At 43.0% G+C, this 19,908-nt stretch carries 20 protein-coding genes; 6 read left to right on the top strand and 14 right to left on the bottom strand.

Features of this window, described 5'->3' with window-relative positions; translation table 11 throughout:
• Positions 1-78: 78 nt before the first annotated feature.
• From ACZ41C_RS01015 to ACZ41C_RS00980, 8 genes are all read right to left on the bottom strand, one after another.
• The gene (locus ACZ41C_RS01015; RefSeq protein WP_464563678.1) at positions 79-1,128 is read right to left on the bottom strand and encodes a pyridoxal phosphate-dependent aminotransferase family protein; all 1,050 of its coding nucleotides are present in this window, start codon (positions 1,126-1,128) and stop codon (positions 79-81) included.
• Between the two features lie 5 nt (positions 1,129-1,133).
• A complete protein-coding gene (locus tag ACZ41C_RS01010; RefSeq protein WP_464563676.1) occupies positions 1,134-2,144 on the bottom strand; it encodes a dipeptide epimerase in 1,011 nt (336 codons plus the stop codon).
• Positions 2,145-2,273: 129 nt separating this feature from the next.
• A complete protein-coding gene (locus tag ACZ41C_RS01005; protein WP_138258516.1) occupies positions 2,274-3,005 on the bottom strand; it encodes a head GIN domain-containing protein in 732 nt (243 codons plus the stop codon).
• Between the two features lie 120 nt (positions 3,006-3,125).
• Complete coding sequence (locus ACZ41C_RS01000; protein WP_464563673.1) at positions 3,126-4,946, bottom strand: PspC domain-containing protein; 1,821 nt, start codon at positions 4,944-4,946, stop codon at positions 3,126-3,128.
• 2 nt (positions 4,947-4,948) lie between these two features.
• Entirely contained in the window at positions 4,949-5,284 is a 336-nt protein-coding gene (locus ACZ41C_RS00995) for a PadR family transcriptional regulator (RefSeq protein WP_099545205.1), read from the bottom strand.
• A 16-nt stretch (positions 5,285-5,300) separates the two neighbouring features.
• Complete coding sequence (locus ACZ41C_RS00990; protein ID WP_272637413.1) at positions 5,301-5,429, bottom strand: hypothetical protein; 129 nt, start codon at positions 5,427-5,429, stop codon at positions 5,301-5,303.
• Between the two features lie 50 nt (positions 5,430-5,479).
• Positions 5,480-5,932 (bottom strand): nuclear transport factor 2 family protein, encoded by a 453-nt coding sequence (locus ACZ41C_RS00985; RefSeq protein WP_464563670.1) that lies wholly within the window; start codon positions 5,930-5,932, stop codon positions 5,480-5,482.
• Positions 5,932-6,414 carry a DUF4870 domain-containing protein gene (locus tag ACZ41C_RS00980; RefSeq protein WP_138258513.1) on the bottom strand — a complete coding sequence of 161 codons (483 nt, stop codon included), beginning with the start codon at positions 6,412-6,414 and terminating at the stop codon, positions 5,932-5,934. The genes ACZ41C_RS00985 and ACZ41C_RS00980 overlap by 1 nt, the downstream gene beginning before the upstream one ends.
• Positions 6,415-6,608: 194 nt before the next feature.
• On the opposite strand from ACZ41C_RS00980, the gene ACZ41C_RS00975 reads away from it, so the two are divergent.
• The 3 genes from ACZ41C_RS00975 to ACZ41C_RS00965 all read left to right on the top strand — a co-directional run bounded on the left by ACZ41C_RS00975 (position 6,609) and on the right by ACZ41C_RS00965 (position 8,911).
• Positions 6,609-7,064: a DUF4442 domain-containing protein gene (locus ACZ41C_RS00975; RefSeq protein ID WP_138258512.1), complete on the top strand. Its 456-nt coding sequence runs from the start codon at positions 6,609-6,611 to the stop codon at positions 7,062-7,064.
• A gap of 185 nt (positions 7,065-7,249) precedes the next feature.
• Positions 7,250-8,047: a TIGR00266 family protein gene (locus ACZ41C_RS00970; protein WP_138258511.1), complete on the top strand. Its 798-nt coding sequence runs from the start codon at positions 7,250-7,252 to the stop codon at positions 8,045-8,047.
• Positions 8,048-8,257: 210 nt separating this feature from the next.
• Positions 8,258-8,911 carry a DUF2461 domain-containing protein gene (locus ACZ41C_RS00965; RefSeq protein ID WP_464563667.1) on the top strand — a complete coding sequence of 218 codons (654 nt, stop codon included), beginning with the start codon at positions 8,258-8,260 and terminating at the stop codon, positions 8,909-8,911.
• Positions 8,912-8,914: 3 nt separating this feature from the next.
• Here the strand turns inward: ACZ41C_RS00965 and ACZ41C_RS00960 are convergent, their stop codons facing one another.
• Positions 8,915-10,483 carry a M81 family metallopeptidase gene (locus ACZ41C_RS00960; protein ID WP_464563665.1) on the bottom strand — a complete coding sequence of 523 codons (1,569 nt, stop codon included), beginning with the start codon at positions 10,481-10,483 and terminating at the stop codon, positions 8,915-8,917.
• 106 nt (positions 10,484-10,589) lie between these two features.
• Here ACZ41C_RS00960 and ACZ41C_RS00955 point away from each other — a divergent pair, with 106 nt between their 5' ends.
• Together ACZ41C_RS00955 and ACZ41C_RS00950 are read left to right on the top strand one after the other, a co-directional pair.
• Positions 10,590-12,290, top strand: coding sequence for a GMC oxidoreductase (locus tag ACZ41C_RS00955; protein ID WP_464563663.1), 1,701 nt, complete (start codon positions 10,590-10,592; stop codon positions 12,288-12,290).
• Positions 12,291-12,294: 4 nt separating this feature from the next.
• Positions 12,295-12,888, top strand: coding sequence for a gluconate 2-dehydrogenase subunit 3 family protein (locus ACZ41C_RS00950; RefSeq protein WP_464563661.1), 594 nt, complete (start codon positions 12,295-12,297; stop codon positions 12,886-12,888).
• Between the two features lie 241 nt (positions 12,889-13,129).
• On the opposite strand, the gene ACZ41C_RS00945 is transcribed toward ACZ41C_RS00950, so the two are convergent.
• The 4 genes from ACZ41C_RS00945 to ACZ41C_RS00930 are packed head-to-tail and all read right to left on the bottom strand — an operon-like array spanning position 13,130 to position 17,641.
• A complete protein-coding gene (locus ACZ41C_RS00945; RefSeq protein ID WP_464563659.1) occupies positions 13,130-13,483 on the bottom strand; it encodes a TIGR04076 family protein in 354 nt (117 codons plus the stop codon).
• Complete coding sequence (locus ACZ41C_RS00940) at positions 13,461-14,885, bottom strand: Na+/H+ antiporter NhaC family protein (protein ID WP_464563657.1); 1,425 nt, start codon at positions 14,883-14,885, stop codon at positions 13,461-13,463. The genes ACZ41C_RS00945 and ACZ41C_RS00940 overlap by 23 nt, the downstream gene beginning before the upstream one ends.
• A 2-nt stretch (positions 14,886-14,887) precedes the next feature.
• A complete protein-coding gene (locus ACZ41C_RS00935; protein WP_464563655.1) occupies positions 14,888-15,931 on the bottom strand; it encodes an aldo/keto reductase in 1,044 nt (347 codons plus the stop codon).
• 3 nt (positions 15,932-15,934) lie between these two features.
• Entirely contained in the window at positions 15,935-17,641 is a 1,707-nt protein-coding gene (locus tag ACZ41C_RS00930) for a DUF885 family protein (RefSeq protein ID WP_464563653.1), read from the bottom strand.
• 73 nt (positions 17,642-17,714) lie between these two features.
• Here ACZ41C_RS00930 and ACZ41C_RS00925 point away from each other — a divergent pair, with 73 nt between their 5' ends.
• Positions 17,715-18,302, top strand: a complete 588-nt coding sequence (locus tag ACZ41C_RS00925) for an NUDIX domain-containing protein (RefSeq protein ID WP_464563651.1) — start codon at positions 17,715-17,717, stop codon at positions 18,300-18,302.
• Positions 18,303-18,478: 176 nt separating this feature from the next.
• Here ACZ41C_RS00925 and ACZ41C_RS00920 read toward each other — a convergent pair whose 3' ends face one another.
• A complete protein-coding gene (locus ACZ41C_RS00920; protein WP_464563649.1) occupies positions 18,479-19,747 on the bottom strand; it encodes a D-alanyl-D-alanine carboxypeptidase/D-alanyl-D-alanine-endopeptidase in 1,269 nt (422 codons plus the stop codon).
• Positions 19,748-19,908 lie beyond the last annotated feature (161 nt).

The following is a 19,908-nucleotide window of genomic DNA, read 5'->3' as shown; positions in this document are numbered from 1 at the left end:
AGATACAAATAATATTAATAATTTAACAAAATTTATATATAATAATTACAAAATATTCATTAACGTTTTATCTGGATTCTACTGTTTAAATGAATTTAAGGTATTTACAAGCAACTCGATATCTGAAGAGCGGTGCGAGGCAGAAAGCACAATACGGCTCATATTGTCTGAAGCATCATCGGGATAATTGAAGTTGGTAACCACCATCTTTTGCATTTCAAGGAATTCCACCAACTTCGGATTTAGAAAGGTAAATGTTGGGTGTCCATCCATGTACCTAAAATGCTTCAGCGATTCCAACTTCTCCAAAAATCGGGCTAGATTTTCCTGCAGTATTGTTCGTCTTTCATAATAGATGGGCGTTGCTTCCAAAAAGGTGGCCACTGCGGCAGGACTTGCCGGACTTGCCCCGCCATAAAACGAACTGTTTTCCATTTGTAGCAAGTCTTCCTTGTTTCCAAAAATAGCGCCCGCTTGTATCCCAAACCCCTTTCCCAAGGAGCAACATACAAATAGTTTTTTAGGGTTCAAGGCCTCCAAAGAACGATAGACACCGCTCCCGTTATTTCCAATAATACCAATGCCATGGGAATCGTCCGCCACGATGACTATATCTTTTAAGGGAAGTATTTTCAAACTTTCAAAATTGGGAAAACCACCACCTGAAAAATCAATGGCGTCCATGAAAAGTACCGGTGTTTTGGCGTTGGGTTCATTCAGGTAATTTCGCAGCGCTATGTTCAAGCTGGCATAGGTTACATAGTTCTTGACCTTGTTCCTGAAAAGGGCGGAATGTGTGTTGGGGGCAAAAAAGGGCTTGTAGGATTTCTTGTGGATATAATCCGATAAAAACTGTCCCGCCAAATAACCGGATGATTGTGTTATACAGGCTTCACTGCCCACCAAATCGGCCAAATAGTCCTCTGCTAACTCAAATACGGAAAACCGTACGTTGGATTTTCTGGAAGCACTATAATTGGTACCGTATTTCCGGATATTTTTGATAAATAGCTCCTGAAAGGGTTCGTAGTCTTGGAGCCCCAAATAGGAGGTCCCGCCAAAGTACAGGTATTTTTCATCCGCTACCGTAATCTGTCTTCCTGGAAATGAATCGATGTACAAGGCCATGAGGCTTATAATAGGGTTATACCGCTACCGGCCAATTCCGGAAAAATGACCTTTCCGTTCTCCTGTATCTCCACGCCCTTGGCAATATCTTCCTTTAAAAGCATTGCTCCGTCCATATCCACGTAATCCAATTGTGGTAATAACTGTGCAATGGCCGAAATACCAACGGAAGATTCCGTCATACATCCTACCATGACTTTTAGTCCCAATTCTTTACCCTTTTTAATCATGCGCAGGGCAGGAGTGAGACCTCCACACTTAGTGAGCTTAATGTTGATTCCATTAAAATGTAAGGCACATTTTTCCACATCGGTTTCCACAATGCAACTTTCATCGGCAATAACGGGTAGGACACTATGATGTGCTACTTTTTCCATACCCTCCCAATCATTGGCCTTTAAGGGCTGTTCCAGAAATTCCACGCCAAGTTCCTTCAGCACCAGGGCATTTGCTATGGTTTCCTTGGCCGTCCAAGCACAATTGGCGTCTATCCTAAAAACGGCATCGGTATGTTTTCGTAGCTCCCGTACGATGGCGACATCGTCCTGTGTTCCCAACTTGATTTTATAGATGGGCCAGGGCATTTCCTTCATTTTGGCCACCATCTCCTCCACGGGCGCTATACCAATGGTGTAATTGGTAATCGGGTAACGGTCGTATTGTGTCCCCCAAAGTTCGTATAAAGGCTTGCCCTTTAATTTTCCATAAAGGTCATGGGCTGCCAAATCCATGGCACAAAGTGCAAAATTTGAAAGGCCCCTTGCCCTCAGGAATCCATGGAAGGCCTCTGGATTTTGGAAATCATACTCCGCCACCTCTTTTCGAACGGCCTTTATTTCCGCCATCATGCTCTCTATGGTAATTTTATAGTACGGATTGCTCGTGGCCTCCCCAAACCCTGTATGTCCGTTTAAGCTAAGAGACACAATCAAGGTATCCTGAAAATCATGGGATTCCCTAGAAATGCTGAAGGTGTGCCTCAGGGCAAGGATGTGTTTTTGAAGCTGTATCTGCATGGGTCAAATCTTTACACGAAGATGCAAAAGACCAATCAGGTTTCCAAGACCAAATTGGGAGAAATACAAAGAAAAACCCACTGATTTTTCAGTGGGTCCGTTGGTTGATTGATTGATTAAAGATATTTTCTAATACTTATGTACACTTCCGGAAACCGATTTGTTTTTTTTCACCGTTGGGTCGCCTTTATAGGATATATTGCCACCACTACTGGCATCCGCCGTAAGAAGGTCGGACACGTTCACGCTGATGTTGGAACCGCTGCTGGCTTCGGCACGGCATTCTTCAGAAACGAGGTCCTTCGCCTTAATATTCGCACCGCTGCTGCCGTCTACATAAACTTCCTTGGCGTTTCCTGTAATTTCAATATTGGCGCCACTGCTTGCATCTATGTCCATGTGATTGGCGTTCACCTCTATATTCAAAATGGAACCGCTACTGGAATCCACATTGATATGGTCTCCATTAATTAGGTTTTGGGACGTTAGCTGGGCCCCGCTGGAGCTTTCCAAGGAAGTGATCTCCGGTAGGGAAACAAATACTTTTTTGGTAGCCCTTCCAATGTTCTCAATAGCGTGGATTTTTAATTTTCCGTTGCGAATATCCGTTCCGATGAGGTCGATGATATTTTCGTCACCTTCTACTGAAATGCTAAAGTCCGATGCCTGGGTAACATAGACCTGTATACCTTCCGAAGCATGGACCTCATTGAAATCCTCCGTTACTTCCCTGGATTCTTCCACTACTACGCCGTTCCCAGCCTTGCCAGACCCAAAGTCCCCAAAGTTTATGTCGAAGCCACAGGAGCTAAGAAATAATGCAAGTACGAATGCGATGGTTACTCTAACTAGTGTTGTCATGATTGTTGTTTTTTAGGTTGTTGCTTTTTTGATTGATGTAAAATTGATGTTTTGTATTCTTTTTAGTAAATGATTGTTACCGATCTGTCGTTTTCTCTTTCTGAACTGTAATCTTTGAAATTAATTCTTGGAAATGGTCTTTCGCATCGTAGTATCACCGTCCTGCGCCTGTATCTCTATCTTGCTTTCGTTTGCATCGATGTTGATATCCACTTTTTCTTCGTCGTTGTCCTTCGCATTGATACGAACCCCGTTTTCATCGATTTTCATTTTAAACGATTCCCCATCGGTATCATTGATGTTGATATCGATGCCATCTTCATTGATACGCACCCTGTTGTTGGAGTCTTCGTCAAATTCCATATCGGCGGGGCAATCAAGGCAACTTAGTTCGTTATCGTTTTCCATTTGCCATGTATAGCCGTCCAAGTCGTTCGTATCTCGATCGGTATCGGCACGCATGACCCAACTGCGACCTTCCCCGCGATTATAGGTAAGAACGGTTCCCACGGGAACAAAAAGATTTACCCGTACTTCTTGGTCATTGAACTTACTGTCTCCCGGTATTTGCAGGTAGTTGTCCAAAACTAGGCTATTGCCGGACACGCTGTAATCATAATCGATGGCTTCCGCAGTTTCCTTGGCCTTTGCAAATGAGGGGCCGTTGGCTTCCCGCCGCACCTCGATCCTAAAAATGGTATCGGTAGATTTACGAATCCTGAACCGAACGTTTTCGGATACCAAAATCCGCTCTCCATTGTCATCGTGGGTGATAATCATATTTCCCATATGCATTTTACGGTCCCGGTCATAGTCGAACGTGGCCAGGCGTATGTCCAAGGTGTCCAGGGTATTTTCAAAATAGATTTCCCGTTCTGAGGTATCGCTACCGGAATAGGCATGCGATGCCGCTTCCCTAACACCAAAGATTATCAATACGATGATGGAGATCAACCAAAGACCCAAGAGACTGAATTTGGCAATGTTCCCGATGGATTTCAGGTTTTTGACCAAAATCTTCAACCCTAAATATAGCAGGAAAAAGAACGGGATTCCAATGGCGAAAAAGGCCAATAGGGATACCAACCAGATGGGCATATTGCTGGAGTTGACCACATTGTAGAAGTCGATGCCCGGTACGTTCACCATGTCCATTACCCCCAAGGAAATCAATCCTACGAACAGCCCTATCAAGGTAGAAGCCCCTATGATGATCAACAAGATTCCTATGAATTTTCCAAAAATCTTGAATAGGAACATAATAATGTCCCCAAGGGTATCAAAGAATGTTTTGCCTCCTTTTTTGACGGTATTGCCCACTTTTTCGTAGTCAACACTTTTTACACGATCCGCAACGTCCTCAAAACCCTCCTTTACTTTACGCTCAATATTGCTTATGTTCACGGCTTCACCACGCATATCCAGTTTTTGGGCCGTGGTGGTCGCTTCTGGTATCAATATCCATAGAAGTCCATAGAGTAGGATAAAGCCTCCGCCGGAACCTATGGTCAAAAAGACCCAAAGGATTCGTATCCATAACGGATCTATTCCCAAGTAATGGGCCAGACCCGAGGATACCCCAGCTACATATTTTTGTTCGGTATCACGGTACAGCTTTTTTACACGTGGGGCCGGACCCGTAGTTTTGGACTTTGGTTCGTCCTCAAAAATGTCCTCGTCCACCACATAATCTTCGGGCTGACCCATAATGGCGATTACCTCGTCCACCTGCTTTTGGGTGATTACCTGTCTTTCGTTCTCCAATTTTTCGTAGAAAAGTTCTGCGATCCTGGCCTCTATATCGGCCAAAATTTCATCGCTTCCCGGCGTATTGGCAAAGGAGCGTTTTACACTCTCCAAATACCTACGCATTTTGTTGTACGCATCCTCATCTATATGGAAGAGCGTATTCGCTAGATTTATATTTACTGTCTTGTTCATTGTTAGCTGTTTTTTGTGTTGGTTACCAAATTGGTGGCTTTTCTCAATTCATCCCAGGTGGTGTCCAGTTCCTTTAGGAAAAGTTTACCGGTCTCCGTTAGGGTATAGTATTTTCTTGGTGGTCCGGATGTGGATTCTTCCCAACGATAGTTTAGTAGCCCGGCATTTTTTAACCTTGTCAATAGCGGGTAAATGGTACCTTCCACCACCAGCATTTTGGCATCTTTTAGCGTATCCAGGATTTCCGAGGCGTACTTGTCTTGTCCGTTTAAAATGGACAGGATGCAGTACTCCAAGACTCCCTTACGCATCTGCGCTTTTGTATTTTCTACATTCATATTGTCTTTTTCTTTTTTATGCGGCCACTTTCCAAGTGGAGATTGCTCTGTCCGCGTTGTTGTGGTCTGCATGGGTTAACGGTTCGTTTTTTTCCCGATAGCTATCGGGAGATGAATAAACATCCTTGATTGATTTTTGATTCATTTTTGATTGATTTATAAACTCCTATGGGTGTGATGAGTACCCTGATTATTTTAATGTAAACTTATTACTCTGTGCATTAGCCAATGGTCGTCCGTATTTTTCCAAATGGCTATAAACTTCGATGGTTTTGATTCTGCGTCCGGTTCTTCTTTATTAAAAAAAGTGTGCATTCCTATCTGAACTGCCCCAAAATCGTTTATGGCATGGACCTCTACACTATCCTCGACCAGGGTTCTGGTTATCTTCCCACAAATATTGTTTTCAATACTTTTTAAAATTGCTTTTTTGTCCGTTGCCAAACCGCCTTTATCATGATAGAATTCCAAGTCTTCGTCGAAAATGGCCGTCTGTGTTTCCATATCACATGTATTATAAGCGGTGAAGTAGGTGTTGTCCAATTCCAGAATGGTTCTGTACAGTTCAGAATCCTTTGAAACCTGCCCAAATGCCATGCTTGTAAAAAAAGCAACGATGCTATATATGATTATTTTCAAAAGGTTCATTATTTTATGAATTTAATAGTTATGGGATACTGAAAAGTTTGTCCCTCATTGGTTCTGATGGTTGCCAATATGGTATAGACAATATTCACTACGAATAATGCGCCCTGTAATAGTCCTGTAATTCCAACAGGTACTAACCAAGTACCAAACCTAAAATCGTCACTATCCAAGTGAAAGTTAAGATTGTTCCATTTGTTCAAATGCCCGAAACCAAAAAAATCGAAATCGAAGATGTTTGGAAAAAAGCCTATGAAAAAGGGAATACTAATAATTCCCAAAACAATGGAATAGAGTAGGAGGCTAATCTGAAAATTCAAGGCCTGTTTTCCATTATGGTCCACAAAGTCATATTCCTTTTTGTTGGCTGTCCATAATATCAATGGCACAATAAAATTCCCAAAAGGGATAAAGAATTTGGAAAACGTACTCGCATGTATCAATGCGGAGAGGTTTCTTTCGTGTTTTGATAGTGATTCGGTCATGGTTCGTTCTTTAATTTGATGCTATTTTATGTTACTAGGTTTTATAAGAATATATTGATTGCATAATAACTTACAATGCAAATATATATTTAAAAGATGGTACTATGCAACACATAGTACTTAAAATTAACTTTTTATTAACATTTTAGGATATTGATTTTTATCGATATTTTTAGAAAATAAACAGAACAACAATGGCCGTAAACATCCGTAAATTCAATACGTTCACCTTTTTTAAGTTACCTTCTGCCTGGTGGTGTGGCGTACGTTTAAAATATTTGGACCAGCAGAAGGCCGTAGTGACGGTTACGCATAGATGGTTCAATCAAAATCCCTTTAATTCCATGTTTTGGGCAGTGCAGGGTATGGCCGCAGAACTCTCCACAGGGGCCATGATGATCGATCAGATTAATGCTACGGGCAAAAAAATTTCCATGCTAGTGGCCAACAACAACGCCAATTTCTCCAAAAAGGCCACTGGAAAAATCACATTTACATGTGAGGATGGGATACTCATCAAAGAAGCTTTGGAGAAAACGATCGCTACGGGAGAAGGACAAACGGTCTGGATGAAATCGGTTGGTGTGAATACCGATGGGGTAGTGGTGAGTACTTTTAATTTTGAGTGGACGGTAAAGTTGAAGCAATAGAATTAAAGCTTCTTGCTTTATAATCCATGTCGTTAGTTGAAAAATTTCCACAAAACTATTTTAATAATGTTCTGATAGAATTCAATATAGAATCTTCTGTAACAAATTTTTCAAATTAACAACCAATAACTATCAAGAAAAAACAAAGATTCCCGACTTCACGGGAATGAAAAAAATTACAAACTATGAACGCACACGAAATAGATTACGAGATTTTTGGAGAAGAAATGCAATACGTAGAAATAGAGCTGGATCCCCAAGAGGCCGTAGTGGCCGAGGCCGGTAGCTTTATGATGATGGACACCGATATTAAGATGAATACCATTTTTGGGGACGGTAGCAACCAGGATAATAGCGTATTGGGTAAAATATTTTCGGCAGGTAAGCGCATGCTAACGGGTGAAAGCCTTTTTATGACCGCCTTCCTAAATATAGGTCAAGGTAAGAAGAAGGTGAGCTTTGCCTCTCCCTATCCAGGTAAAATTGTGCCCATTGACTTATCTGAACTGGGCGGCAGGTTCATTTGTCAAAAAGATGCCTTTTTATGTGCGGCCAAAGGGGTCTCTGTCGGAATTGAATTCTCAAAACGATTGGGCCGTGGGCTCTTTGGGGGTGAAGGTTTCATTATGCAAAAATTGGAGGGCGACGGTATGACCTTCGTACATGCAGGGGGGACCTTGGCCAAAAAGACCTTGGGTCCCGGTGAGGTTTTAAAAGTCGATACAGGCTGCATAGTTGGCTTTACGAAGGATGTGGACTATGATATTGAATTTATCGGTGGGATACGAAATACCATTTTTGGCGGGGAAGGACTCTTTTTTGCTACCCTTAGGGGTCCGGGTACCGTATACATCCAATCCTTACCTTTCAGCCGACTGGCAGGTCGGGTATTGGCAGCAATCCCGCGAGGTGGCAAGGACAAGGGCGAAGGTAGTATCCTTGGTTCCTTAGGGGATTTGTTGGATGGGGATAACCGATTCTAAAATCAAATACAAGCTCAAGAGTCAAGTTCAAGTTTTTTTAGTTCAGAGTTCAGAGTGCAGAGTAGTTTGTTTAGGCAGTTGGCAGTTGGCAGTTGGCAGTAAACAATTATCAATTATCAATTAGCAATAAATAGATATAAATTCAAGAATAGCAATCAGCGTATAGCGCACAGCGTAAGGCCAAAATACCAACAACCAACAACGAAACAAGTGGATTTCAAAAACTTAATTACTTTTCTCCAAGAACTCAACAAAAATAACAGTAAGGAATGGATGGATGCCAATAGAAAGTGGTATCACCAAGTTCGGAATGAATTCGTTGGATGGCTTGATGAACTGAACGATAATCTTCTACGGCAGTATGATGATTATTATGATACGCCAGGTAAAAAGGGAATCAACCGTATCAATAATAATTTACTATATCATCCAAACCGACCCATTTATAAGGACCATTTTGGTGCCGGTTTGGATAAAAGGCCCAATACGGGCGATTTTTATATCGAAATTGGGATGGAGGAATCCATGTTCGCCGGAGGGTTATGGCGACCGGACCCCAAGAGATTGGCTAGCATTAGGGATGCCATCGACTATAATGGAGAAGAATTGGTCGACATTTTGGAAAAGCCTTCTTTTAAAAATGCCTTTGGAGGTTTGATAGAAGACGTAAAACTCACAAGGCCTCCCAAAGGTTTTTCTGAGGACCATCCCCATATCGATTTAATCAAACACAAGACCTTTGCCGTGATGGCAAAATTTGATAATACCTTGCTGTTTCAAGATAATTTTAACGAAAAGGTTTTCGGTGTCTATAAGGAAATGCTTCCCTTTCGAACATATCTTAACAAGGCCATTACCGTTTAAATGCTATTCGTTGGAGGCCGGAATTAATCTTGCACTTAAATCCGGCGTTTCTATATCCGCATCCAATGGAAACATGGGACGTTTGATATTTTTATACCCCAATCGTTCTAAATCCTGGTCCACGCCACCAGGTGTCAAGGCCATAATCCAATCACCCCGCATATCATATAGTTCAGGAACCAGATAACCTATCTTTACTACGATAATGTCGGTCTCCATAGGGTTTAGGCCCAAATTGGTGAAATCACTTTTATGATGATAGGGTTTTCTTTTTTTAGTAACAATCACATGTACGCTTCCTACCTTGACCACAACTTCCACTTCAGCATCCCGGTCTCCCTCTTTTATTGATTCGATTGTTCCGGTGATTTCCAGGGGTGGGGCAAATCGGTCATCCACTTCTGCTCCGGCGGTTGCACTTATTTTACCGCCAACGCCTACTTCCAGAGCTTTTTCCACCAATTGTGGCCCAGGAATAGAGGCATATATAAGGGAAGGAGCATTTTCGGATTTAAACTCTGGCCGATTTAAAATCTGTTGTAAGGTCCATGTTACGTCGCCTGCGCCACCGGCCGTGGGATTATCGCCCATGTCACTGATCATGAAAGGTTTTTTATCACTCTTAAGCGCCAACGCCAAACTTTCTTCCAGCGTACCCACAGGGGCTACAAATTCAAACTCGTTCCGAACTTCCCAAAAGGCATTTGCCAATTTTTCAGCTCCTTGGGTCACCCTTTCTTTATCATCACCTGTGACCATAACCACCGCATGGTTTCGTGGTTCATCTGCCCAGGCATATCCGATCCAGATAGCGGCATCTATGACGCCCTCTTGGTCGGCGACCTCAGGAACTTTAGCATATAGACTTTTGCCAGGTTCAATGCGGGTGCTTGTTTTTTCACCAGGCAGCAAAATAGGAACGGGAATCCAAGCTTTATAGGCGGGTTTTCCTTTACCGTTTTCCAATCGTTCTAACAACAGGCGAACCGAACGTTCCTTGGACTCTAGGGCATCTTCATGAGGTGCCATTCTATAGCAAGTGATAAGGTCACTCTGTTTGGCCAAAGTTTCCGAAACGTTACCGTGTAAATCCATGGAGGTTGAAATTAAAACTTCAGGGCCAACTACCTCTCGGATACGTGTAATTAAGTCACCCTCGGCATCCTCCATGCCAACAACGCTCATGGCGCCATGAATATCGAACCAAACACCGTCATAAGGCATGCCTTCCTTTAACATTTTCAAGGTTTTTTCTACCATGGATTCATAGGCTTCACGCGTCACAATGCCTCCTGGGAGGGATTTTCCCAAGAGGGTAGGAACCCATTCCGCCCGCTTTCGAATATCGGTTTCAGCATCAAAAAAATGATATCTGCCAAAAATGGAATCCCCTATTTTGGCATGAAAGGCGGCTTCTCCCGTTTGGGCCGGGGAAAAGGTGCTGGATTCAATGCCAATACCGGCAATAGCGATTTTTGGCAGCTCCTTTTGTACTGTTGTCTTTTCGGATTGGTTTTTGCACCCTATAAAGCTAAAAAGGGAAAGGACAAATAAGAGGACAATTTTTTTCATATGGGAATCTTAAGTTTCATTAAAAATACCACTTATTTTCTTTTTTGCCGTTTTATTGTCATATTCCTGATTAATCCTATCTTTATTGGGTTAACTAATATTTTTTATGGCCAATTTTAATATAGACGCAAAAAAGGACATGACCTATGATGCCATTGTTGTGGGATCAGGAATCAGTGGAGGATGGGCAGCAAAGGAACTTTGTGAAAAGGGACTAAAAACCTTGGTATTGGAAAGAGGACCTATCGTTGAACATGTGGTGGATTACAAAACCATGCATTGGGATCCGTGGGACATGGAACTACGGGGTGGACTTACGCCCGAAGAGAAAAAGAAACATTACAAAAACATCCGCTCCGGATGGGTCGGCAAGGATACGGAACACTTTTGGGCCGATGATGAAGCCAATCCTTACACGGAAGAGAAGCCGTTTTTATGGTTGAGGGGTCACCAAATGGGAGGTAAATCCCTTCTTTGGGGTAAACAGACGTATCGTTGGAGCGATTTGGACTTTGAGGCCAATGCAAAAGATGGTCACGGTGTAGACTGGCCTATACGATATAAGGATATTGAACCTTGGTACACGTATGTGGAGAAATTTGCGGGAATTAGTGGGGAAGCCTTAGGATTACCACAATTACCCGATAGTCATTTTCTTCCTCCCATGGAACTGAACTGTGTGGAAAAACATGTTAAGGAACGAATAGAAAAGAATTTTGAAGGTAGAAACATGATTATTGGTAGGGTTGCCCATTTGACCCAGCCCCATAATGGAAGGGGACAGTGCCAAAACCGAAACCGATGTAGTAGGGGATGTCCTTATGGAGCCTACTTCAGTAGTAATGCGGTTACCTTGCCAGCGGCGAATGCCACGGGGAATTTGACCATTAGGCCTTACTCTATTGTACAAGAGGTAATTTATGATGACGCCAAAGGAAAGGCTACAGGCGTTCGGGTCATTGACGCAGAAACGAGTGAAGTCATTGAATTCAACTCCAAGATTATCTTCGTAAACGCCTCGGCCTTGAGTACCGCCCATATTTTGATGAATTCGAAATCCAAGCGTTTTGAGAACGGTTTGGGCAATGATAGCGGAGAATTGGGTCATAACTTAATGGATCATACTTACAGGGTTGGTGCCATAGGTAAGGTTGAAGGTTTTGAGGATAAATACTACAAGGGAAGAAGGCCAAATGGTATCTATATCCCTAGATATGTAAATATTGATGAAAAATCTTTATCGGATAAGTTTGTACGTGGTTTCGGCTTCCAAGGTAGTGGTTACCGTGGAGGCAATCCGGCGAATATAGAATCCTTTGGGGCCGACTTTAAGGACAGTATATTGAAGCCGGGCGGTTGGGAATTCTTCATTACCGGTTTTGCGGAATGTCTACCGTATCATGACAACAAAATCAGTCTTAATAAAGATGTGTTGGATAAATGGGGGCAACCTACCTTGACCATAGATGCCGAATTTAAGGAGAACGAAAAGGCCTTGAACAAGCAGATTCAGGAGGACGCAGTTGAAATGTTGGAAACAGCCGGACTCAAAGATGTAATGGGATTTGATAAGGAACACCCGCCAGGATATGGAGTACATGAAATGGGAACTGCAAGAATGGGTAGGGACCCAAAAACGTCCGTACTTAATGGATTTAATCAGGTACATGCGGCCAAAAACGTCTTTGTAACGGATGGCGCGTGCATGACTTCCTCGTCTTGTGTGAATCCATCATTGACCTATATGGCCCTGACAGCAAGAGCGGCCGATCATGCAGTATCCGAATTGAAAAAATTTAATATCTAAAATCATGGATAGAAGAAAAGCACTTAAGAAAGCGGGCCTATTGACAGGTGCAACAATTGCCATGCCCTCCCTTTTTTCCATTTTGCAATCTTGTAAAACAGAGACCCGGTTGGATTGGCAGCCCGAGTTTTTTACCGAGGAGGAGGCTAAGACCATTTCGGCTTTAATAGACACTATTTTACCTACGACCGATACACTCGGCGGTTTGGATGTAAAGGCCGATATGTTCATAGACAATGTTGTTGCCCAAACGTATGATGCCGAAGGACAACAAAATATGCGCAATGCGATTGCCGAGTTTAATGCTTCCGCTAAGGAAAAATATGGAGCTATTTTTCCGGAACTAAGTGATGCCGACAAAACGGCCGTACTGAAAGAGGCAGAAGCGAGCTCTCCAAAATTCAATCCCGGTGTTTGGGGAACTACGGTAGGGGACCAGCAACCTGTAGGTTTTTATAGATCAATGAAATCCATGGCTATTTGGGCTTATTTTACATCCGAGGAAATAGGAGAAAATGTATTGAGCTATGACCCCATTCCTGGAACTTATGAGCCTTGTAAACCACTTTCCGAAGTAGGTAATCGTTGGAGTCTGTAATAGGAAACTTGTACCGGTTGTTTTGTAATTTGTAGAAATATATCCTGTTCAACTAAAGGTATCAATACTCGTTTTCTCTAAAAATATCCACCTCACTTATTAGGGTTTTGACCTGGAAGTGGGGTGTTTTTTTCGGACTTGATTAAGTAATTTGGTTTTTGAAACTTGGTTTTTGGAATTTCTGAATATCGAAATCTCACAGTGCTTTAATCTTTTTCTTCAAAACTACCGGTTTTCATCTTTATTTTTTCCATTTAATCGGGCTCACATCATCGTGGTTTAGGATCCTCAGGTTATTTCTGTCTATGCGCATGATAAGCTTGCACTCAGGATCCGGGCAGACGACACGGGCATCGGTTTCCATCCAGTCGGCCGGATGGTTTTTTCGCTGTTTGGTGGGTAATAGGGGTAGGGTGGATTGTAGGGCATACAAACAGAAATCGGATTTATCCGGCATGGAGAGTTTTCCACCTTTTAGGTGAAATTTATCGCCGACTTTCATATTACACGTGCAGTTACCGCTAATGCTCTCAACGACCACGGTTAAATCATAGAGTTCAAACTGATCATCCCTAAGTTTTGTATCTTTTTTCATTGTTATCTTTTCTTTCGTTAAACTTTCCCCAGCCAAAAATTAAGGTTATTACAGTCATGATCAAAAGACCCCATGACATGAAATTAAACAAACCTACTTCCAAGGGACTCACTTGTGGAATATCATATTCTTGGCCCGTTTTCGTCATGTTCGCCATTAATATTACAGGAATGAAATAAGGGATTATAAAGGGGAATATACAGGCAATCAAACTCAAGAGATTGGCGCGTCGTATTTTAGATACTCCCAATCGTTCGCCCGTTTTTTTTGTAAAGTCGGCCACCATTAAAATAGCGACAATGCTGTGGGTAGTCAATAACACGGCCATACTCATGACCGTAACGATCCAACCTTCGGCATGCTTTTCGGTTTTTGCTTGGGCAGTGGCAAAATCTACCAAACGGTCCATAAGTCCGCTGGCCTTTAACGTTGCTACCAGACCCATTAAGAGTATGGTAAAAAAACTGAGTCCAACGGCCCTGTTGATTCCATCGATAATAAAACTTTTGGTGGTGAAATTTTCGATATCCAGGGCAATGACCTTATCGAATGGTAAAAGTCCAAATACTAGACTCAAAACTGTTCCGAAAAGTAACCCAAATAAGAGTCCGTGCAAAAGGTGTTTTCCTTTCAGGAAAAGATAGATGATGAATGCGGGCACCAATAACATAGGGAGTCCTTTTGGATTGCCCAACCCACCTATATCAGCAATACTTGATGTACCTACGTTGTTGTAGGCCATCACACCATAGGAGACCAAAGCAAACAATGCTGCAGGAAAAACATATTTGAATCGGCTTTTTATGGTAGGGCCAATTTTAGCATCTTGACCTAGGGCGCTGGCAATGGTCGTGTCCGAAATTGGAGCAATAAAATCCCCAAAGGTCGCTCCGCCCAAAATCGCTCCGGCCAAGGTGGGCAAATGTGCTCCTAAAACACCGCCAGTTGGGTAGAGCAGGGGGCTGCAAATCAATATGGTTGCAAAACTCGAACCCGTAGATAAAGAAACAATGCAACAAATGAGGAAGGTAGCGATAATAAACCCTGGACCCGAAAGTTTTACCTGATCGGAAAGCCATATAAGCGCCTCAACAAAACCTGTAAGCGTCATAAGGACACCTATGATGGAGGCCAACATCCAAGCGGTGATCATAATCATCACTATTTTTTGGGACATTCCTGAAATGACCACTTGGGAAAACGCGGTTTTGTCCTTACAAAGCAAAAGACCTAAGCCTAAGGCCAGTATTAAAACGGGCCAAAATCCACGTTCGTCCGGAGCTCCCGAAAGTGCAATTGTTATCACACCGGAAACAAAGACGAAAAAGGGCAACAAGACCCCTAAGGTGCCACCATAGAATTCAATTTTTGGAAGGGCTTCCTGTGTTTCGTCCAGCTTCAAACCTAGTCCTCGTTTAGGTTGTACTTCATGATGGAACCGTGCTTGCCGGTCTTGTCGCGCTCCAATTCATAAAAGGGTCCGTTGGGGCCTTTGCTTCGGGAAACAATAGCTTCTATTTTTACAAGGTCATGTTGGGTTAAGGTAAAACTGTCCAATTTCTTGAGACTCTCTAGATGATTCCGGTTTCGGGCACCTACGATGATTCCACCTACCATCGGCTTTTGTAGGATATATTTACATGCGACTTCGGCGATTCCAACCGCATATTGGTCGGAAATACCTTTAAGTGTCCGCAAGGCTTCCTGAAAGAGTTCATATCCGCCAAACTCGTCAATGATCAATCGGTATTTGGTCAAGGAACGATTTTCATAGGGTGGAACAGGGTCCGGTGCATTCAGATATCGGTCGCTCAGAAACCCACCGGCCACGGTGCCGTAGCAGAGGTAGGGAATATGGTGTTTTTGGGCAAGGGCGGTCATGTTCTTTTCCACCCGATGGTCCAATACGGAATATTGCACCTGATTCGATGCGATGGATACACCCGCATCAAGCATTTCCTGAATGCGTTGGGTATCAAAATTGGTAACCCCCAGATATCGTATTTTTCCGCTTTTCTGTAATTCCGATAGGTGCACCGCGGTTTCCAGATACTTGGGAAATTGGTAATCCCACCACGCAAATTGTACCAGGTCCAATCGCTCGACACCTAGGCGCTTGAGCGAACGATCGATTATGCGGATTGTATCCTCTTTTTTGAGCGTTGCCAAGGCTTTGTAATCCGGCACATATTTGGTGTGTATCTGAAGGGGCGACAACTCTCCCGAGCGGAATTCAGCTTCGTATTTTTTTCGGAATTTGCCAATAAGCTCTTCCACACCGGTATAAATATCGGCACAATCAAACGTGGTGATGCCCGCTTTCACGAAGTGTCGCATATCGGCCAAGGCCTGCTCCTCGGAGATAGTGCCATGACCACCAGCCAAGTGCCACCCACCTTTGATTACCCTTGAAATCGTATATCCGGGTTGTAATGCTATTCGTTCCATTGCTTAGTTTGGGCTCGTTTTTTCAAATATATCATAGAATTCGTCGATGGGTATGGGACCTGATTTCAAAATGGTATCCATAAAAAATTTCAAATTGAACTTGTCTCCAAGGCGTTCTTTCTCCGTTTTTAGTAGTTGGGTGAATTGGGCCCCTCCCAAATAATAGGAGGTAAGCTGCAAGGGACTGTTGATGATCCGCCCCCAAAGACTTTTGGCGAACTGTGGGGCCAGCAGGGAAGTTTCCGTGGAGAATTTTAAAACCTGCTCCTGGTTCCATCCGTTACAGTGAACCTGCACGGAGGTGTAGGCCCTATTTGCATTTTCCAAACGTTTTCGCAGATGCGCCAAAAAAGTGAGCTTATTTTCAGCCTCCCAGCCGGCGTCCAAGAGGACTTTTTCCGTAAATGTCGCCCAACCCTCCATAAAAATCCCGTAAGGAAAGAGCAATCGAACGGGGTGTGGGGTTTCCCGACTGATTTTTAATTGCATGTAATGCCCTGGAAAAAGCTCATGGATGACGATCATACGGTTAAAGGGCTTGTTGAAGGAAGCCCAAAAATCGACCTGTTCCTGTTGGGGCAGGGTATCCGGAATAGAAGGCAAATTGAGCGTGGTCATGGGGTTGGGGTCGAACGGGGGCGCACTAGCCACCCAACCAATGCGGGCTGCGGGACCTGCACTTTCAGGCGCTGTTTGAATGCGTAGGGTCTGATTTTTAGGTAAGGTGGCAATTTCATTTGCTGCGATGAAATCAACGGCCCTATCGGCCAGCTCTTGCCAAAATTCCAGATAATCCGCACTGTTCAAAGGAGCGTCCTTCTCCATATCGGCAAAGGCCAAACCAATAATCTCCAAATCGGTTTTAGGAAGGTTTTTTGTGGGATAGGTCTCAATAAGGTACTGTGTGGACACTTGGGCGATGAGTTTACGTACCGATTCAATTTCGTCAAGGGCCATTTGGGCCAATTCGGTCGAAGTCAGTTCACTGTCCGTATATAATTTTAACCTTCGGTCGTATTCCTGTTTTCCCAATATGGAAGTATCGGGCAGCGACGTATCCTTCAAGCTTTCTAAGGCAAGTGTTTTTAAGGATTCGATACTCTTTATCGCGTTCGTCATTTCGGGACAATGTTGGGCGATTTGATCCCGACCCAAATTTTCATACTTGTCTTGCGATAGATAGGTAAGCGCATCGGATAAATTTTCCAGACCGCTCCCCAAATCGGTTTTTGAAACGTTTTTCAGGTTTTTTTGTGCAGCCGACGCCAATTTTTCAATGGCTATAAGCCGATGGCAAATAAGATCCACTTTTTCGTTGTCCAGAAGATAATCGGCCTTTGCCACCGATGGGACGGCATTCAAAATGTGCTTCGCATACAAGTTGAGGAAATGGTTGTGGCTGGCTAGGTTTTTCCAGGTATCGATTTCCGATTGGGCCTGAACACGCAACAACCTGCCGTCTACAGGGTCTATCTGGGCATTGGATTCTGCCAGCAGGGATAGAAAGTTTTCGTTGAAGCCAATCCATTGTTTTATATTTTCTTGGGATAGGTCCTCATATTGGAATACAGAGGGCCGAAAACCCGATTCCAGTGCTTGGGAGGGATAAAAGGCCTTCCAAGCAGCTAGGTAGCGTTCCCCCAAATCTTGCGCCGAGACGGAGAAAGTGAACAGGAAAAATATGAGCCAATGGCCGAATTGGGTCCTCATAGCATAAAAAACAGGTTTGGTCTAGTTGAGAAAGATAGCAATTTATGCGAATTATGTTCGTTAAATTTAGCACATGGAAAACAGCAGAATAAAAAATATTCAACACGAAATTCTTTCCGATAACTGGTACACCCTTAACAAATACATTTTTGAATATCAGAAGTTCGATGGTAGCTGGGAGGTTCAAAAACGGGAATCCTATGACTGTGGCGATGGTGCCGCAGTGCTTCTCTACAATACCCAAAAAAGGACCGTGGTGCTTACCCGCCAATTTAGGATGCCCACCTATGTAAATGGGAATACGAACGGAATGATGGTGGAGGTCTGTGCGGGTTTGCTGGACGGACTTAGCCCTAAGGAATGCATTTTAAAGGAGACCCTTGAGGAAACGGGCTATCAACTTACCGAAGTGACGCAGGTATTGGTCACCTATATGTGTCCGGGTTCCGTGACCCAGAAACTCTATTTATTCGTTGGTGCCTACGAAGACGCCATGAAAATTGAAGAGGGTGGCGGTGCCGAACATGAGACCGAAAATATTGAAGTTCTTGAAATTCCTTTCGAAAAGGCTTTGCAAATGATGACAACAGGTGAAATTCGCGATGCGAAGACCGTGATGCTGTTGCAGTATGCGCAGCTAAATAAGTTGATAGGGGTATAAGGAGTTAGCGATTAGGAGTTTAAAGTTAAAAGTTCATAGTTTATAGTCTTTAGTTTCAAGTTTCAAGTTGCAGGTTGGAATTGAAAAAAAGAAAAATGAAAAGTGTTTTTTTGCTAATTGCTAATTGCTAATTGCTAATTGCTAATTGCTAATTGCTAATTGCCAAAAGCCACCACCTAATACCCCTCCCGTAGTGCCTCAAAAATAGTTTGCATTCGCTCTTTCACTTCGGATGGGGAGTGCCTAAAGTGATTGTTCATAAAACTAAAAATCAACAAATGGCCTTTTTTGGTTCTGAGATACCCGCTCAAACAGTAGTTATTGCCCAAGCTTCCCGATTTTGCAAAGATGTACGGCGCTTCCTCTCCGCCATACCAAGAATTCAACGTACCCGAAACACCGCCCGCTGGAAAAATACTGAAAAGACGTTCTTCGGGAACTTCTTGATACAACTCGTTTAACACATACACCATGGATTTGGGCGTAAACAGGTTGTATCGTGATAATCCCGAGCCGTCCACCCAACGGGGTTGCTGCGGGAGATCCTTCAATTGGTTTTTTAAGATATGGTTTCGGGCATTTTCCGAGTTCAGGGTATCCGTCAATACGCCAGAGGCCATGATGAGCAACTGTTCGGCAATGAAGTTATCGCTTTCATGCATCAATCTAACATAAAGGGAATCCATCTCGATGCCGTAGAGGGTTTTCTTTTCGCCCTTGGGCATTTCATTGATTAAGGTTATCGGCATAGCAAACAAACCTTCCAAAACACTTTTTATGGTATTTGCGTCGGTTATAAAAGGGATTTCAAGGGAATCCCTTTCGGCGGAATCAAAATAAAAGAGGTTCCTTTTCTCTTCTCGGTTCCATGAATGTTGGATTTGCAACACACTGTCCTTAAAATAGGCAGGAGTTACTTTATAATCCGGAGTATCATGGATCATCACCGTATTTCCAAAAATGGGTAGAGCACTTCGCTCCGGGGAATAATACCAAGCAAAATCGTCCCAAGACCATCCCGGACCCATCCTCATATCCTGAAAGTTGGAGTAGTGGTATGCCAGATTTATGCTGTTTTTTAAAAACGAATAGGCTGTACTGTCCTTTAGGTAATGGTGCAGCAAGGAGGGATCGCCCGTTCCTTCAAAAAATAGAGTGTCGTTTTTTTGAAGATACCTAAGTGCAGGTGCCTGTTTTGGCAATGTTTTTAGGGCCGTGTACAAGGTGAAGATTTTGGTGTTACTGGCCGGCGTAAAATATTTGTCGCTGTTATAACTATATAGGGTATCCTTTGCAATTGGGTCAAGGACTAATAACCCGGTAAATTGGTTATCAAAAAAAGGGGAATTCAAGGTTGTACCAATCGATTTTTCCGTTCTTTTTTTAACGCTGGCGCAACCAAATACAAGGGCTGAGAGCAACAATAGCAGGGATATTTTTCGCATATAACTATTATGTATTTTATTGTTATCCAATATTTTAGGATATAGTTTTTACTTTTTGTATTTTCCTAAAATTAATTTCCAAAGGCGGTTTAACATTTTTTAATCGATTTTAACTTTTTGAATGCAATTTTATATTCGCTTTGGGGTTTAAATTTACACAA

The sequence above is a fragment of the Maribacter sp. C-4077 genome (assembly GCF_055378385.1).
The sequence above is the reverse complement of the archived record's forward strand: the minus strand, read 5'-3'. Positions and strand labels throughout refer to the sequence as shown.